The organism is Defluviimonas sp. SAOS-178_SWC (genome assembly GCF_039830135.1).
GTDB lineage: Bacteria > Pseudomonadota > Alphaproteobacteria > Rhodobacterales > Rhodobacteraceae > Albidovulum.
The window spans coordinates 4,082,911-4,098,379 of record NZ_CP156081.1; the positions used below are offsets into that span (position 1 = coordinate 4,082,911).

Sequence of the window (15,469 nt, forward strand, 5' to 3'; positions counted from 1 at the left end):
AGACCGATTCGGACGGAAACAGTCTGTGGACCTCGCCCATACAGTTATTGCCGGCCGTTGCGCAAAAGCCGCGCCACTCACCCCTGAGAGGATCGGGCCGCGGCGGCGTGACCTTGTCCGACGCCGCTTTGTGATTTCCTCTTGCCTCGATTTTCCGTAAACTTGCGAAAAAAGAAGATCGAGCGAGGCAGTATGAGCAGACTTTTCCGGCTGGGTGTCCTGTTGCTGTTGGTGTCGTGCGGTGGCGGAAACTACTCTGCGCCGCGCAACCTCGACAATGCCTGTTCGGTCCTTGATCAGCGGCCGAAATACCTGACCGCGATGAAGCGCGCCGAACGGAATTGGGGCGTGCCGATCCATGTGCAGATGGCGACGATCTACCAGGAGTCGAAGTTCATCGGCAACGCCAAGACCCCGCATCGCTTCGCGCTCGGGATCATCCCGATGGGTCGCCAAAGCTCGGCCTACGGCTATTCCCAGGCGCTGGACGGCACCTGGGACGACTACGTGAAGGCCACACGCAATCGGAGCGCGCGGCGCAACAAGATCACCGATGCCACGGACTTCATCGGCTGGTACATGGACCAGTCCGAAAGGAAACTCGGCATCTCCAAGTGGGACGCGACGAGCCAGTACCTCGCCTATCACGAAGGCCATGGCGGCTTCTCTCGGGGCAGTCACAACGAGAAGGCCTGGCTGTTGCGGGTCGCGGCCGAGGTGGGGGCGCGTGCGGAGCTTTATCAGCGCCAGCTTATCGCGTGCGGCAAGCTCTGAGGATCACTTGCGCTCGGGGCGCTTGAGCTTGGCGGCTTCCGCCTGGATCGAAAAGAGGCTGGTTTCGTAGCTTTGACCGGTTTTCAGCGGTCCGAGGATGACCGTCGTCCGACCGCCCGCCTCGTCGGTCACCAGCCACTGCTTCAGCGCTAAGGGGTTGGCGGAAAAGGCCATTTGCAGCGTGCCGAGCTCGGGATGGGCGGGGTCTTGGGCGGTTACAACGGTTAGGCCGTCCACCTCGTCATGGCCGACGACCATTTTGTCGCGGGTGAGGTCGACCGTCCGGGCGAGGATGAGGTTCAGGGGGGTCTTCGAGAGCGGATATTGCTCGGGCGGTTGGTTGGATTTCCCATCAAAAACAGCGACTTGGCCGCCGGTGGCGAGGACGAGGGTGCGGTCGGGGGGGGCGTATTCGAAGCGCATCCGGCCGGGGCGCTGGATCAGGACGCGGCCGGTGGCGGTGCTGCCGTCGGCGTTGATTTGCCTGAACTCGGCCTCCGCCGTCTTCAAGCCGTTGATATAATTGGAAATCGCGTTCAGCGACAGCTTCTCGGCATGGGCCGGGAGGGCCAGAACGGCGGCGAGGACGGGGGCGAGGAAAGCGGTCAGTTTCATGGAGCCTAGATAGGCCAGCGCCCGTGGTTATGCCATAACAGCCGCGTCACATATCCGTAGGTTTTCCGTAGCTACGGACCGCGCGGGCGGGAAACCGCCTTTTCACACCCCTTTGGCATGGTTGGGGCCCCGCGTTCGAGAGGCCGACATGCCCAGACAGACCAGATCCGAAAAGGACCGCCTTGCCGCCTACCACGAACTGGCCGAGACAATGCGGGGGCTGGAGGCGGACCTGCGCTGGGGGCTGAACGATACGCTCCGCCTCCCCCATGAATGGCAGGAGATCGCCGCGCGGCCCGGCGTGCCGAAGAAGCAGATGGTGACGATAAGGCTGGACGAGGACGTGCTCGCCTTCTTCCGGGCGATGGGGGCGGGGTACCTGACGCGGATCAACGCGGTGCTGCGGACCTTCATGCTCGCCCGGCTTGCCGGCGTGGTGACGGGGCCGGAAGGGGTGGCCTATGCGCCGTCGCTGGAGGATCAGGCCTATGCGCTCCGCCGCGAAATCCTCGACCACGCGGCGGCGGTCGAAGCGGCGCGGGAGGCCAAGGAGCACGACGCCGAGATGCGCGAGAAGGTGAAGGGGCTGACGGCGCTCAGGGATTCACGGTTGGGGAAGTAGGGGGGGGTCCACCTGCAGCGCGGAACAAACAAAAAACATTTGCCGGCTTAACCAAGTGGAACTACATTGTGGATATCCTCACTAAGAGAAAGTCCCACAATGGCAGATCAATCGTTTCCGCAGATACCCTCAACGGTGTGGTGGGGGGTTCGCGAGATCCTGCAGCGCTCGCCACGAGCCAAGATCGACGAGAGTATGCTCGCCGCAACCCTCAGCGTCCAATCGGTTGCTGCAAAGCAATATATTGTAGAGTTGAAGAAGGTAGGTCTTCTGGACGACGAAGGGCGTGGAACACCACTTGCGAATGCCTGGAGAATGGATGAGAGCTACGCACAGGCAGTGGATGAACTTGCGAATGCGTGCTACCCGGAAGGACTAGTCACTATCGCCCCTCCGGGAAATGCAGACAGGCAACGCGTTGTGAATTGGTTCATGACGCAAGGATTAGGCGCAGGTACCGCAGGAAATAAGGCCGCAACGTACCTCATGATTACCAGCCCTGAGCCCGGAGCTGCAGGAGCTGCAGCCGCTCGCGGTGAGAGCAAAAAGTCAAGTTCCTCTGATTCAGTGGCGACATCCACTTCTGCCCCTCCCATTCGGAAGAACGCTCCAGCAAGGAAGCAGGCGCCTCGCGCGCCCGAAGGAGCAAGGGTCGACAGCACATCAATCCCCCTAAACCTGAATGTCCAAATACACATCAGCGCAGATGCATCCAGCGAGCAGATCGAGACTATATTCTCAGCGATGAGGAAATACCTCAGGAATGATTGAGCAAATCAAGAAATTCCAAGCCTTCCTTGTGGAGCTGGGAGTGGCGAGAAATGTCTTGGCGCTCCCAGCACCCAGGATGTTGGCTATTGAGGATCATACGTCCGATGATTCCTCTGGAACTACGATATTTTCCCACTCTGTGGTCGAACCTGAAATCGTGAACGTGTCCCGCGATCTATTTGCATCTGGGCATTACAACTTGGCAGTAAGTAATGCGTTCTTAGCGCTGGACAAGCTTGTGGCGGAGCGCTCTGGTCTCAATCAGTCCGGCACGACCCTCATGGATCAAGCGTTCTCGCCGGCTAAGCCCAAGCTCAGGTGGTCGAACCGTATCACTCAATCTGAGAAAGACGAGCAGCGCGGATACCACCAAATCTACTCAGGCTCTATGCTAGGCATACGAAACCCAACTACACACGAGTTTGATTGGGTTGACAGCCCAGAGCTGGCTCTCGAATTGCTTATGCTCGCGCAGCATCTGGTGCGAAAGGCAAAGCTCGCCGTGACTGAGCAAACAAAACCAACAACAGCTTAGCCCAGTGCAACGCTCAAACTTATTGTCCCGCCCGGCGGCAACGCCGGGCAGCGCCCGACCCTCCCCCCCGGGAGGGCGCTTCACGCCCACCCAGGGTCGGGCGCTGCCCTCGGGGTGGGGTGCTGGCGTTGGGAAGGGTGGCGGGCTAGAGCGAGGTCATGGATTCAAACCGATGCCGCATAGTACATAAAACTGCCCCAAGCATAACCCATCAATGCGCACACCGATGCCGCCAAAACAAAAGTAGAAAGCAAGCGGACCTTCCCGGTCAAAAGTCGGGACGCGACAGCGTTGGCCAAGCCAACGCCGGCAGCGCAGATGAGCAGGAAGACGGTATATCCCTCGGGATCGTCTTTGAATCCCAGCACCGCATCGGCAAGAGAACTCTCTCCGCTAAACTCGGTTGCACTGACAAACGAGGCGTAAAACGCGACCCAGCCAACGGCAAGTTCGGCGAAAAACGCTCCGATGGAACCGAGAAACGCACGCGCCCTCACTGCTCCGGCACCAGAATCTCCCGCTTCCCGACATGGTTCGCGGCGGAGACGAGCCCCTCTTCCTCCATCTGCTCCACCAGCCGCGCGGCCTTGTTGTAGCCGATGCCGAGCTTCCTCTGGATATAGGAGGTCGAGACCTTGCGGTCGCGCAGGACCACCTGCACGGCCTGGTCGTAGAGGGCGTCCTCTCCGTCCGTGTTGCCGCCGAGCCCGAGGACGAGGTCGATGTCGCTCTCCTTGTCCTCGTCGGGGCCCTCGACCACGCCGGACATGTATTCGGGGGGGCCGAAGGATTTGAGGTGGGTCACGATCTCCTCCACCTCCTCATCCGAGACGAAGGGCCCGTGGATGCGGGTGATGCGGGAGCCGCCGGCCATGTAGAGCATGTCGCCCATGCCGAGGAGCTGTTCGGCGCCCATCTCTCCCAGAATCGTGCGCGAGTCGATCTTGGAGGTGACCTGGAAGGAGATCCGGGTCGGGAAGTTGGCCTTGATCGTGCCGGTGATGACGTCGACCGAGGGGCGCTGCGTCGCCATGATGAGGTGGATGCCGGAGGCGCGGGCCATCTGGGCGAGGCGCTGGATGCAGGCCTCGATCTCCTTCCCGGCGACCATCATGAGGTCGGCCATCTCGTCGACGATGACGACGATGTAGGGAAGGGCGACGGGCGTCGTCTCTTCGGTCTCGAAGACGGGATCGCCGGTTTCCTCGTCGAAGCCGGTCTGGACGGTGCGCTTGAACATCTCGCCCTTGGCGAGCGCCTCGCGGACGCGGCCGTTATAGCCCTCGATGTTGCGGACGCCCATCTTGGACATCTTGCGGTAGCGCTCCTCCATCTCGCCCACGGTCCATTTGAGGGCGACGACGGCCTTCTTGGGGTCGGTGACGACGGGGGAGAGGAGATGCGGGATGCCGTCGTAGACGGACAGTTCCAGCATCTTGGGGTCGATCATGATCAGCCGGCATTCCTCGGGCGTGAGCTTGTAGAGCAAGGAGAGGATCATCGTGTTGATGGCGACGGACTTGCCCGAGCCGGTGGTGCCGGCGATCAGAAGGTGGGGCATCTTGGCGAGGTTGGCGACGACGGGTTCGCCGGCGATGTCCTTGCCGAGCGCGAGGGGCAGGCGGAGGTTGCTGTCGCCGAAGTCGCGGGCGGAGAGGATCTCGCGCAGGACGACCTTTTCGCGGAAGGCGTTGGGGAGTTCGATGCCGATGACGGTGCGGCCGGGGACGGTCGAGACGCGGGCGGAGAGGGCGGACATGGAGCGCGCGATGTCGTCGGCGAGGCCGATGACGCGGGAGGCCTTGAGGCCCGGCGCGGGTTCCAGTTCGTACATGGTGACGACGGGGCCGGGGCGGACGCTGACGATCTCTCCCTTGACGCCGTAATCGTCGAGGACGCTTTCGAGCATCCGCGCGTTTTCCTCCAAAGCCTCGTCGGAGAGCGGCCGGCGCTGGACCGAGGAGGGGTTGGCGAGAAGCGAGAGCGGCGGGATCTCGTAGTCGCTGGCCTTGTCCTCGAACCGAAGGCGCGGCTGGGCCTCGGCGAGCGCCTGACGCGACGGCGCGGGGGCCTTGCGGGCGGTGTGCTGGACGATCGGCTTGTGGGCGGCCGCGCCGGCGTCGCCGTCAAGATCGGTGAAGGCGTTGCGGTCGAAGGTGTCTTCGGTGTCGAAGAGCGGTTCGGCCGTCAGCGTGGCCGGCGCGTCCTCGAAATCGGGCTCGGCTGCGGGCGCGAACATGTTTCCGGCGGGCAGGCGCGAGGCCGGCATGAAGCGCGGTTCCGCCGCGGCGGGAGCGGAGGCGATGGCGGCGGTCATCCGCGAGGCGGCGCCCGACGTCAGCGGCGGTTCGGCGCGCAGCGCAGGTTCCGCCGGCATCGGCTGGCCGCCACGGGATTTCACGGCATCGGCAATGCGCGCCTTGATCCGGTCCTCGGACGGGGCCTCCGCATGGCGGGCGCGGCGCGAGAGATGCGGCTCGATCAGCTCCGGTTCCGGATCGTCGGCATAGGCGGGTTCGGCCACGGAGAGGCGGGCAAGCTCCGTCACGCGGGCGAGAAGACCGCGCTTTTCACGGACCGGCGCCCGATCCTGCGCCATCGGCTCGCCGTAGCGCGGATCGGCGCGGAGCACCTGGGCGCCACGGCGCGGCGCGGTCGTGGCAAGGTCCGCGTCTTGCGCCTCGGCCCATGCGGCATCCTCCTCGGCCCGTTCCAGCGCCGCCTCGCGGCGAGCGCGATTCCGGTCCTGGAGCGCCTGCGCGCCGCGCACCGACGCGACGGCGCCGCGTCCGATCGCGCGCAAGAGCCAGTCATAGGCGACGATGGTGCCGACGAGGAGGAAGCGCCCGATGGCCTTCACCTCGCGCATGTCGAAGCCGAGGACGAAGAGCGCCATTGCGACCGCGCCGGCCCCGACGAGCGCCGACATCACCTTCAGCCCGAAGGTCGCCGAGACGGGCGCCACGCCGAGGATCGCGCCAAGCACGGTGTCGCCGAAAAGCCCGCCAAGGCCGAAGCTGTGCGCCCAGTCCGGCCCCGCGAGCATGGTCGAGGCATAGACCGACATCAGCGCGACCGAGATCGGGGCGAAGATCACCCGGCCGAGCGCGCGTTCCTCGCCGCGATGGGTCATGAAGCGCACACCCCAGGCCGCGAAGACCGCCGCGATGCCCCAGGATCCGTGGCCGGCGATGACGAAGAGCGGCGAGGCGATGGCGGCGCCGAACCGTCCGAGAAGGTTTTTCGCCGGCTCATCGGTCGCGGCAAGCCAGCTTGGGTCGTCGGGCGAATAGCTCACCAGCATCATCGCGGTCATGACCGCCAGAACGATCAGCGCGGCGCCGAGCAGTTCCTTGCCGCGCCGCTCGATCGCGGCCTGCATGTTCTGGTCCAGAAGCGGATCGCGCTGTCGTGCCTGGTAGGATGCCATATGTCCCTCGTCCCTCAACCGTAGAGGCAGTCGCGGAGCTTCGTGAGCCCGCGCCGCATTTCTTCTTTTGGGGCCACCATCGCAACGCGGATGTAACCCTTGCCCGGATTGTGCCCGCCGACTTCGCGGGCAAGATAGGCGCCGGGCAGCACGCGCACCCCGGTTTCGCGCCAAAGTTTCAGCGAGGCGTCCTCGCCATCCTCTACGGGCAACCAGAGGAAGAACCCGCCCTCCGGCCCCTGATAGCCTTGAAGGCCGGCAAAGACCTTGTCGGCGATGCGGAATTTTTCCTGATAGAGCGCACGGTTCACCTCGACATGCGCCTCGTCGCTCCAGACCTTTGCAGAGACATGCTGGACGGGCAGCGGCAAGGGCGCGCCGCCATAGGCACGGAGCTGGCGGAAGCGGGCGATGCATTCGTGCCCGCCCGCGACGAAGCCCGAGCGCAGGCCGGCGAGGTTGGAGCGCTTGGAGAGCGAGTTCATCACGATGAGGCGCTCGGGGTCGGCGCCGATCTCGTCGGCGACCTGAAGCGCGCCGACGGGCGCATGGTCGCGCCAGATCTCGGAATAGCATTCGTCGGAGAGAAGGACGAAATCGTGCTTTTCGGCGAGCCGGATCAGCCCGGCGAGGTAATCGCGCGACGCGACCGCGCCTTGCGGGTTCGCGGGCGAGCAGACATAGGCGACGCCGACGCGGTCGAGGAGCGCGGGTGGCAGGCCCTCGTAATCGGGCAGGAAGCCGGTGGCGGCGGTGGCGGGCACGAAGACCGGCTCCGCCCCCACGGCCAGGGCGGCGGCGGCATAGGGCTGATAGAACGGGTTCGGCATCAGCACGACGGGCTGCGCGCCGTTCTTCACCTCGGGGCAGAGCGCGAGACAGGCGTCGAAGAGGCCTTCGCGCGTGCCGTTCAGCGGCATGATCCGGTCGGGGCTGAGATCGGCACCGTAGCGCAGGCGAATCCAGCCCGCGATGGCGGATAGAAGGCCGGGCGTGCCGTCGTTCGGGGGGTATTTGCCGAACTCGGCGAGATGGGCCTGAAGGATGGGGCCGACGAAATCGGGAATTGCGTGCTGGGGATCGCCGATGGTCATGGCAATCGGCTCGCCACCCGGTTCGTGGGTGTCGAGCAATTTCCGCAACCGCGGGAACGCGTAATCTGGCAGGTTCGAAAACCGCTCGGGAAACGCCATTGCTGCCTCAGTCATCGGGGTCATTGGTGCCCCGTTTTGCCGACAGATTAGCCGCGTCGCGGGCGCGGGTCCAGAAAAAGCAATGCTTTCCGGGGGCTGGATGCAATAGATTGTGGCTTTTTGGCCCTCAGAGCAGCGCCGCCTCGGCCGCCGCCCCGGTCCGCAAGAGCCGTTCCTCGCCCATCGGCCGGCCGAGAAGCATGATCCCGGTCATTGGCAGGCCGGTGGGAAGGGTCAGCGCCGAGACCCCCATGAGGTTGCCGATCCGCGCGTTCCTGAGCCCGAGGAGGTTTTCGGTGGTGAAGTAATCGTCGTCAGACAGGAGTCTTTCGGCATTGGGCGGAAGGATCGGGGAGGACGGCAGGAGCACCGCATCATAGCTCGCGGTGCGCTCGGCCCAGACCGCGCGGATCGCCCGGAGCCAGCGCCATCCCGCAACGAAATCGGCGCCGGAATACGTGGCGCCGGCGCGGAACCGTTCGCAGACGGGGCCGTACATCTTGTCGGGCTCCGCCTCGATCTCGCGCTGCCAGATCGCGTAGGCTTCCGTGGCGTAGATCATGCCGGAAAGACCCATCGCGTCGCCAAGCTCGGGCACCGCGCCCTGCACGATCTCGGCGCCGGCATCCTTGAGGCGCTGGAGCGCATGCGTGAACCCGGCGAGCGGTTCGGGCCGGATGTCGTCGTGCGCGACGTTTTCGAGGACGAGGAAGCGGGCGCCCTTCAGGGTCGCGCCCTTGAGGTCGGCGGGCTTGCCGCCTTCGAGGGCAGCGAGCAAGAGGGCCGCGTCCTCGACCGTGCGGGTCAGCGGCCCGACCGTGTCAAGGCTTTCGATCAGCGGCACGACGCCCTTGAGCGAGAGCCGGCCCGAGGTGGTCTTGAGCCCGACGAGGTCATTCCACGCGGCGGGAAGGCGCACCGATCCGCCGGTATCGGAGCCTATCCCCGCCGCCGCGAGGCCGAAGGCGACCGAGGTGGCGGCGCCGGACGACGACCCGCCCGGCGCGAGGGCCGGGTCGTTCACGTTGGGCGGCGTCGCGGTCATCGGGTTGAGGCCGAGGCCGGAGAAGGCCAGCTCGGTCATATGGGTCTTGCCGAGACAGACGAGGCCCTGCGCGGTCGCGCTCCGCAACACCTCGGCATCCGTCGCGGGCACCCGGCCTTCGAGAAACCGCGAGCCCGCCTCGGTCGCCACCCCGGCGGTGTCGAAGAGATCCTTCCACGAGATCGGCACCCCGTCGAGCGGCGACAGGCGCAGGCCCGCCTTCGCCCGTTTCGCCGAAGCGGCCGCTTCCTCCAATGCCCGGTCCTCGGTCAGCCGCGCGTAGATGCGGTCGCGGTAGTCATGGTTGCGGATCGCGTCGAGGAAGGCCGCCGTCAATTCCTGCGGGTCGATCTCGCCCCGCCCGATCGCGCGGCCAAGGTCGCCCGCGCTCATCTGCCGCCATTCCGCCATCGCCACCTCCATCTCGTCCGGGGGTGACGGTAACGGCGCGCCCCCCGGTTGAAAAGCGGTGCAGTGCGGCGTCGGGGACGTTAGCGCCCGCGCGATGCGTCGCCGTCGCGCATGGACAATCCCGACGCGAGGGCGATACTGGCGGGCATGGATTACGATGCGGATGTGATCATCACCGGCGGCGGGCTGAACGGCCCGGCCCTCGCGCTCGCGCTGGCGCGGGCCGGGCTGACGGTGACGGTGATCGACGCCCAGCCCGCGACGGCGCGGGCGGAGGCGGATTTCGACGGCCGCGCCTATGCGCTCGCCATCGCGTCGAAGCGTCTTCTGTCGGCGATCGGGGTCTGGGACCGGATCGCGGCGGACGCCCAGCCGATGCTGGAGATCAAGACCAGCGACGGGCGGCCCGGCGAGGGTCCGTCGCCGTTCTTCCTGCATTTCGAGGCGGCGGAAATCGAGGAAGGCCCGATGGGCTTCATGGTCGAGGACCGCCACCTTTACGCGGCATTCCTTGAGTCGATGCAGGCGGAGCCGAACATCACCCACCTGCCCGCCACGACAGTGACGGCACAGGAGGCCGGACCGGCGGGGATCACAGTGACGCTGTCAGACGGGCGGAGCCTGACGGGCCGCGTGCTCGCCGGTTGCGACGGCCGGCAATCCGGCACCGCGCGGCGGGCGGGGATCGCCCGCACCGGCTGGGGCTACGGCCAGACCGCGCTCGTCTGCGCGGTCGCGCATGAAAAGCCCCATAACGGCATCGCGCACCAGTTCTTCATGCCGTCGGGGCCCTTGGCGATCCTGCCCTTGACGGGCAATCGCTCCTGCATCGTCTGGAGCGAGACGGACGCCGAGGCGAAGGCCATCGCGGCACTCGACGACGCGGCGTTCCTTGAGGTTCTGCGGCCCCGGTTCGGCGATTTCCTCGGCAAGATCGCGCTCGCTGGCGGGCGGTTCAGCTATCCCCTGAACCTGACGCTCGCCAACAGCTATGTCGCCCCGCGCCTCGCGCTCGTCGGCGATGCGGCGCATGGCGTCCACCCGATCGCCGGGCAGGGTCTGAACCTCGGCTTCCGCGATGTCGGCGCGCTGGCGGAAGTTCTGGTCGAGGCGCACCGGCGCGGCGAGGATATCGGCGCGGGCGACGTGCTGGAACGTTACCAGAGCTGGCGGCGGTTCGACGCGACGTCTCTGGCGCTTGGCATGGATGGGGTCAACCGGCTGTTCTCGAACGACAATCCCCTGCTTCGCGCGGCCCGCGACCTCGGCATGGGTATCGTCGGCGCGCTCCCCGCCCTGCGCCCCGGGTTCATTCGCCAGGCAGCCGGGATCGCCGGAACACCGCCGAAACTGTTGCAAGGACGGGCGCTTTAGGGTCGGCCGCGCCCCTGCGCACCGCCCGACCCCGGTCACTCCAGCCGCCGCGCCTCGTCGATCAGCATCACCGGAATCCCGCCCCTGATCGGGAAGGCGAGCTTCGCGGGTTTGGAGATCAGTTCCTGCGTCTCGGCATCATAGGTCAGCGGCGCCTGGGTCAGCGGGCAGACCAGCGCCTCAAGCATCCGGCGGTCGGGCGTCACTTCGTCGCTCATTGCCGCACCTCCTCGTCGCCGCCCCTCAGGGCGAACTCCATCAGCGTCACCAGCGTCTCGCGCCGGGTCTGAAGCGACGGCGCCTCCAGGAGCGCCTGCTTGTCCTCCGGTTCGAACGGGCAGAGCATGGAGAGCGAATTGATCAGCAATTCGTCCTCGGCCTCCTTCAGGCTGCCCCAGTCGGTGGAGAGCTGTTCGGCGTTGAAATAACGGCGGAGGAGCTTCAGGAACGCCTCCCGGTCGAAAGCGGGATCCTCTTCGACGCCGCCGCGATCGCGGGTGAAGTCGTCCCAGGAGACCTCGGCGGAGAGATAGGGGGTGAACCCCGAAATCTCGCGGACGAGACGGAAGCGGGAGACCCCGGCGAGGGTGATCATGTAGCGCCCGTCATCGGTTTCGGAGAACGCGATGACCCGCCCGGCGCATCCGATCCGCGCCAGAAGCGGCTCCCCTTGCGGGCCGGGGCGCGGCTGGATCATACCGATGAGCCGCTCCGGCGTCTTCAGCACATCCTCGAGCATCGCGAGGTAGCGCGGCTCGAAGATCTGAAGCGGCAGGCGGGCGCGCGGCAGCAGCAGCGCCCCCGGCAGCGGGAAGAGCGGGATTTTCGCGGGCAGGTCGCCATGCAGCTTCATGGCCTCGATCCTAGCGGGCGGTGGCGTTCAGGCAAAGAGCAGCGAGGACAATTTCCGCCGGCCCTTGAGCACGACCGGATCGTTGGGCTTCAGCGCCTCGAAGATCGTGAAGAGCTGCTTCTTGGCGGCGCCGTCGTTCCACTCGCGGTCGCGCTTGACGAGCTCCAGGAGTTCCTCGACCGCGCCTTCGATCTTGCCGGCAGCGTGGAGCGCCTGAGCCAGGTCGAACCGCGCCTGGTGGTCGTCGGGATGGGCGAGCACCCGGTCGAGAAGTTCCGCCACCGGCCCGGCCGTCGCGGCCTGCTTGAGAAGCGCGAGCTGCGCCCTGGCGGCCTCGACCTCGGCCGCGCCGGCAATCGCGGCAGGCACGTTGGCCAGCAGCCCCTCGGCCTGCTCCTGGTTTCCAAGCGCCAGATGCGCGCGGACGAGCCCGCCATAGGCGCGGGCGTTTTCCGGCTCCTCGCCGAGGATCGCCGCGAAGGTTTCAGCGGCATCCACCGCCGCGCCCTCGCCCAGCATCGCCTCGGCGGCGTCAAGCGCCTCGCCAAGGCCGCCATCACCGGCAAGCGCGGCCAGCTTGTCGACGAACGCCTTGATCTCCGAGCCGGGGACCGCGCCCTGGAACCCGTCGACCGGCTTGCCCTGCCAGAAGGCATAGACGGTCGGGATCGACTGGATGCGAAGCTGCCCGGCGATCATCTGGTTCTCGTCGACATTGACCTTGGCCATGCGGACCTTGCCCCTGGCCGCCGTCACCGCGGCCTCGAGCGCGGGGCCAAGCGTCTTGCAGGGGCCGCACCACGGCGCCCAGAAATCGACGATGACCGGCACCTCGCGGCTCGCCTCGATCACATGAGTCATGAATTCCGCTTCGCTCACGTCGCGGATGAGATCGCCGGCTTCCGCCGCATCCTTCGTTTGACCGAATTCGAGCATGTCTGCCCCCCTTGTCCCGTGTTGCCCCCTATATGAGCGCAGGAGGCCGAAAGGCCAAGGGGCTTCCGACCCCGAACCTTTCCGCTTCATCTTGCCGGAAATATCCCCGCCGAAGGCATCCGCCCCGGCCACCGGCACAGCCGGTCAGGGCTTGTCGAAGAACGGCGTCACCTGCGCCACGACCACCGCGTTCTCGGCCAGCGCCTTGTCCATCAGCGCGCGCTCGTCGTCCTCGATCTCGTGGCCCTGCGCCAGGCGTTCATCAAGCGTGCCGTAGCCGGTGACGTCGAGCGGCGCGAGGTCGGCTTCCTTCAGGACCGCCACCGACTCGCGCACCGCCTCGGCCTCGTCGACGCCCGAGGCATAGATCATCAAAGCGGCGCCGGTCGCGCCCTTGGGCAGGCCGTCGCCCGCCTTTCGCCCGACCTCGACCACGAGGGTGAAGACCTGCTGGGGGCGTTTCGTCGCTTCCTTCATCGGGGCGTCCCATCGCGTTGCGGATTGACGACCGCGTCATACCCGCGTGGCGCATTGAAGGAAAGCCGGGAGAAGCCCCTCAGGCCCGCCTCACGTCCGCAGCGACGCCTGAGCGCCCCAGTGCCCGGTCGACGATCGTCAGCCGCCGTCAGCCGTGAACCCTGCCGTCGCGATCCCCGCCGAGGCCGCCGCCTCGTCGTTGTCCGAGGTGTCGCCCGACACGCCCACCGCCCCGAGGAGGGAACCGTCGGCGGCACGGATCAGAACGCCGCCGGGCACCGGCACCATCTCTCCGCCGACCGCTTGGACCGCGCCCGCGAAGAAATGCGGCCGGTCGATCGCCATCTGGCCGATCGCGCGTGAGCCGAGGCCGAAGGCAACGGCGCCCTTCGCCTTGCCCGCCGCGATCTCGTAACGCTTGAGGCTCGTGCCATCCTCGCTCGCAACCGCGATAACCGCGCCACGGGCGTCGAGGACAACGACGCTGAGAGGCTTCATGCCCTTCTCTCGCGCATGGGCAAGCGCCCCCGAAACGATCGTCTGCGCCTTTGCAAGTGTCAGCATCGCCACCCCTTAGTCACGCAAAAGTTCGTTGATCGAGGTCTTCGACCGGGTCTGGGCGTCCACCCGTTTCACGATCACCGCGCAGTAGAGGTTGATGCCGTTCTTCGACGGCATGGAGCCCGCGACGACCACTGATCCCGCGGGGACTTCGCCATACATCACCGCGCCGGTCTCGCGGTCCACGATCTTCGTGGACTGACCGATGAAGACGCCCATGCCGAGGACGGAACCTTCGCGGACGATGCACCCTTCGACCACCTCGGAGCGGGCGCCGATGAAGCAGTTGTCCTCGATGATCGTAGGGCCGGCCTGCATCGGCTCCAGCACGCCGCCGATGCCGACGCCGCCGGAGAGGTGGACGTTCTTGCCGATCTGCGCGCAGGAGCCGACGGTGGCCCAGCCATCGACCATCGAGCCCTCATCCACATAGGCGCCGATGTTGACGAAGGACGGCATCAGCACCACGCCCTTACCGATAAAGGCCGAGCGGCGGACGATGGAGCCAGGCACCGCGCGGAAGCCCGCCGCGCGCCACTGGTTCTCACCCCAGCCCTGCCATTTCGACGGCACCTTGTCCCACCAGTTCGATCCGCCGTTCGAGCCGGAAATCTCGTGCATGTCGGTCAGCCGGAAGGACAGCAGCACCGCCTTCTTGGCCCATTGGTTCACGTGCCAGTTGCCGTCGGCCTGCCGCTCCGCCACGCGGAGCTCGCCGCTGTCGAGCGCGGTCAGGGTATCTTCGATCGCCTCGCGGATCTCGCCCCCGGTCGAGGGCGTGATCGTGTCGCGCGCCTCCCATGCGGCTTCGATGGCGGTCTCAAGTGCGGCATTGGACATCGGCGTCTCCCCCGGGGCTGATTGCGCGTGAAGATGCCCTATAGGGCGCGGCGGCCCTTGAGGCAATGCGACGTCGCGCGTCACAGTTTCGCCATCCAGCGTGGCCAAGCTGGCCTGAAAGGGCCAAACCGGCTAGGTCTGGGCCAAAGGCAAACCGAGGACAGCATGAACGACGAGCCCCGCAGCCACCCCTTCCGCCACAGCCACCAGGACGTGGAGGCCGCCGACCGCATTCCCGATACCGCGCAGACCCGCGCGCCGGCCTACCGGCTGGCCTTCACCGACGCCGACTTCATGTGCCGGGAGGAACTGCGGCCGGTGCGGCTGCAACTCGAGCTCCTGAAGCCGCAGATGATCATGGACGAGCGCGGCATCGAATCGACCATCGTGCTGATGGGAAGCGCGCGCATTCCCGATCCGGCCGGCACGGCCCGGCGGGCCGCGGCGCCGCTGATCGAGACGGCCGGGGGGGCGAAGACCGATGCGGCGTCGGGCGCGGCGGCCCTGTCGCACTGGTACGAGGAGGCGCGCAAGCTCGCCCGGATCATGACCGAGAAGAGCATGGAGAGCTATGGGCGCGAGAATGTGATCGTCACCGGCGGCGGGCCCGGTATCATGGAGGCCGGCAACCGCGGCGCGGCGGATGCCGGCGGCCATTCCATCGGGCTCAACATCGTGCTGCCGCACGAACAGGCGCCGAACGCCTACGTGACGCCGGACCTTTGCTTCAACTTCCACTATTTCGCGATCCGCAAGATGCATTTCCTGATGCGCGCGAAGGCGATCTGCATCTTTCCGGGCGGGTTCGGCACATTCGACGAGATGTTCGAGAGCCTGACCCTGATCCAGACAGGGCGGATGAAGCGGGTGCCGTTTCTCCTCTTCGGCCGGGACTTCTGGGACGAGGTCATCAACTGGAAGGCCTTGGCCAAGGCCGGCACGATCTCCGAAGAGGATCTGTCGCTTTTCACCTATGTCGATACCGCCGAGGAGGCGGTGGAGATCATCGCGTCGTTCCGCGACGGCTGCTGA

General features: G+C 66.3%; 17 protein-coding genes. 6 read left to right on the forward strand and 11 right to left on the reverse strand.

Going from position 1 to position 15,469, the window contains the following annotated elements; genetic code table 11:
- Positions 1-192 precede the first annotated feature (192 nt).
- Positions 193-774, forward strand: coding sequence for a lytic transglycosylase (locus V5734_RS21145; protein WP_347311574.1), 582 nt, complete (start codon positions 193-195; stop codon positions 772-774).
- A gap of 3 nt (positions 775-777) precedes the next feature.
- Here V5734_RS21145 and V5734_RS21150 read toward each other — a convergent pair whose 3' ends face one another.
- The gene (locus V5734_RS21150) at positions 778-1,389 is read right to left on the reverse strand and encodes a LolA family protein (protein WP_347311575.1); all 612 of its coding nucleotides are present in this window, start codon (positions 1,387-1,389) and stop codon (positions 778-780) included.
- Between the two features lie 148 nt (positions 1,390-1,537).
- On the opposite strand from V5734_RS21150, the gene V5734_RS21155 reads away from it, so the two are divergent.
- From V5734_RS21155 to V5734_RS21165, 3 genes are all read left to right on the forward strand, one after another.
- Positions 1,538-2,011 carry a BrnA antitoxin family protein gene (locus V5734_RS21155; protein WP_347311576.1) on the forward strand — a complete coding sequence of 158 codons (474 nt, stop codon included), beginning with the start codon at positions 1,538-1,540 and terminating at the stop codon, positions 2,009-2,011.
- Positions 2,012-2,110: 99 nt separating this feature from the next.
- Positions 2,111-2,782, forward strand: a complete 672-nt coding sequence (locus tag V5734_RS21160) for a hypothetical protein (RefSeq protein ID WP_347311577.1) — start codon at positions 2,111-2,113, stop codon at positions 2,780-2,782.
- Positions 2,775-3,317, forward strand: a complete 543-nt coding sequence (locus V5734_RS21165) for a TIGR02391 family protein (RefSeq protein ID WP_347311578.1) — start codon at positions 2,775-2,777, stop codon at positions 3,315-3,317. The genes V5734_RS21160 and V5734_RS21165 overlap by 8 nt, the downstream gene beginning before the upstream one ends.
- 164 nt (positions 3,318-3,481) lie before the next feature.
- On the opposite strand, the gene V5734_RS21170 is transcribed toward V5734_RS21165, so the two are convergent.
- The 4 genes from V5734_RS21170 to V5734_RS21185 all read right to left on the reverse strand — a co-directional run bounded on the left by V5734_RS21170 (position 3,482) and on the right by V5734_RS21185 (position 9,396).
- Complete coding sequence (locus tag V5734_RS21170; protein ID WP_347311579.1) at positions 3,482-3,814, reverse strand: hypothetical protein; 333 nt, start codon at positions 3,812-3,814, stop codon at positions 3,482-3,484.
- Positions 3,811-6,747, reverse strand: coding sequence for a DNA translocase FtsK (locus tag V5734_RS21175; protein ID WP_347311580.1), 2,937 nt, complete (start codon positions 6,745-6,747; stop codon positions 3,811-3,813). Before V5734_RS21175 ends, V5734_RS21170 begins: the two co-directional genes overlap by 4 nt.
- 14 nt (positions 6,748-6,761) lie before the next feature.
- Positions 6,762-7,940: an aminotransferase class I/II-fold pyridoxal phosphate-dependent enzyme gene (locus tag V5734_RS21180; RefSeq protein WP_347313687.1), complete on the reverse strand. Its 1,179-nt coding sequence runs from the start codon at positions 7,938-7,940 to the stop codon at positions 6,762-6,764.
- A 127-nt stretch (positions 7,941-8,067) separates the two neighbouring features.
- Positions 8,068-9,396: an amidase gene (locus V5734_RS21185; RefSeq protein WP_347311581.1), complete on the reverse strand. Its 1,329-nt coding sequence runs from the start codon at positions 9,394-9,396 to the stop codon at positions 8,068-8,070.
- Between the two features lie 147 nt (positions 9,397-9,543).
- Here V5734_RS21185 and V5734_RS21190 point away from each other — a divergent pair, with 147 nt between their 5' ends.
- Positions 9,544-10,770: an FAD-dependent monooxygenase gene (locus V5734_RS21190; RefSeq protein WP_347313688.1), complete on the forward strand. Its 1,227-nt coding sequence runs from the start codon at positions 9,544-9,546 to the stop codon at positions 10,768-10,770.
- 35 nt (positions 10,771-10,805) lie between these two features.
- On the opposite strand, the gene V5734_RS21195 is transcribed toward V5734_RS21190, so the two are convergent.
- The 6 genes from V5734_RS21195 to dapD all read right to left on the reverse strand — a co-directional run bounded on the left by V5734_RS21195 (position 10,806) and on the right by dapD (position 14,437).
- The gene (locus tag V5734_RS21195; RefSeq protein WP_347311582.1) at positions 10,806-10,988 is read right to left on the reverse strand and encodes a Trm112 family protein; all 183 of its coding nucleotides are present in this window, start codon (positions 10,986-10,988) and stop codon (positions 10,806-10,808) included.
- Positions 10,985-11,623, reverse strand: a complete 639-nt coding sequence (locus V5734_RS21200; RefSeq protein ID WP_347311583.1) for an LON peptidase substrate-binding domain-containing protein — start codon at positions 11,621-11,623, stop codon at positions 10,985-10,987. The genes V5734_RS21195 and V5734_RS21200 overlap by 4 nt, the downstream gene beginning before the upstream one ends.
- Positions 11,624-11,650: 27 nt before the next feature.
- A complete protein-coding gene (locus V5734_RS21205; protein ID WP_347311584.1) occupies positions 11,651-12,559 on the reverse strand; it encodes a co-chaperone YbbN in 909 nt (302 codons plus the stop codon).
- A 144-nt stretch (positions 12,560-12,703) separates the two neighbouring features.
- On the reverse strand, positions 12,704-13,036 hold the full coding sequence (locus V5734_RS21210) for a hypothetical protein (protein WP_347311585.1): 333 nt from the start codon (positions 13,034-13,036) through the stop codon (positions 12,704-12,706).
- A 138-nt stretch (positions 13,037-13,174) separates the two neighbouring features.
- Positions 13,175-13,600, reverse strand: coding sequence for a GlcG/HbpS family heme-binding protein (locus V5734_RS21215; RefSeq protein WP_347311586.1), 426 nt, complete (start codon positions 13,598-13,600; stop codon positions 13,175-13,177).
- Between the two features lie 9 nt (positions 13,601-13,609).
- A complete protein-coding gene (dapD, locus tag V5734_RS21220) occupies positions 13,610-14,437 on the reverse strand; it encodes a 2,3,4,5-tetrahydropyridine-2,6-dicarboxylate N-succinyltransferase (RefSeq protein ID WP_347311587.1) in 828 nt (275 codons plus the stop codon).
- 165 nt (positions 14,438-14,602) lie between these two features.
- On the opposite strand from dapD, the gene V5734_RS21225 reads away from it, so the two are divergent.
- Complete coding sequence (locus tag V5734_RS21225) at positions 14,603-15,469, forward strand: TIGR00730 family Rossman fold protein (RefSeq protein WP_347311588.1); 867 nt, start codon at positions 14,603-14,605, stop codon at positions 15,467-15,469.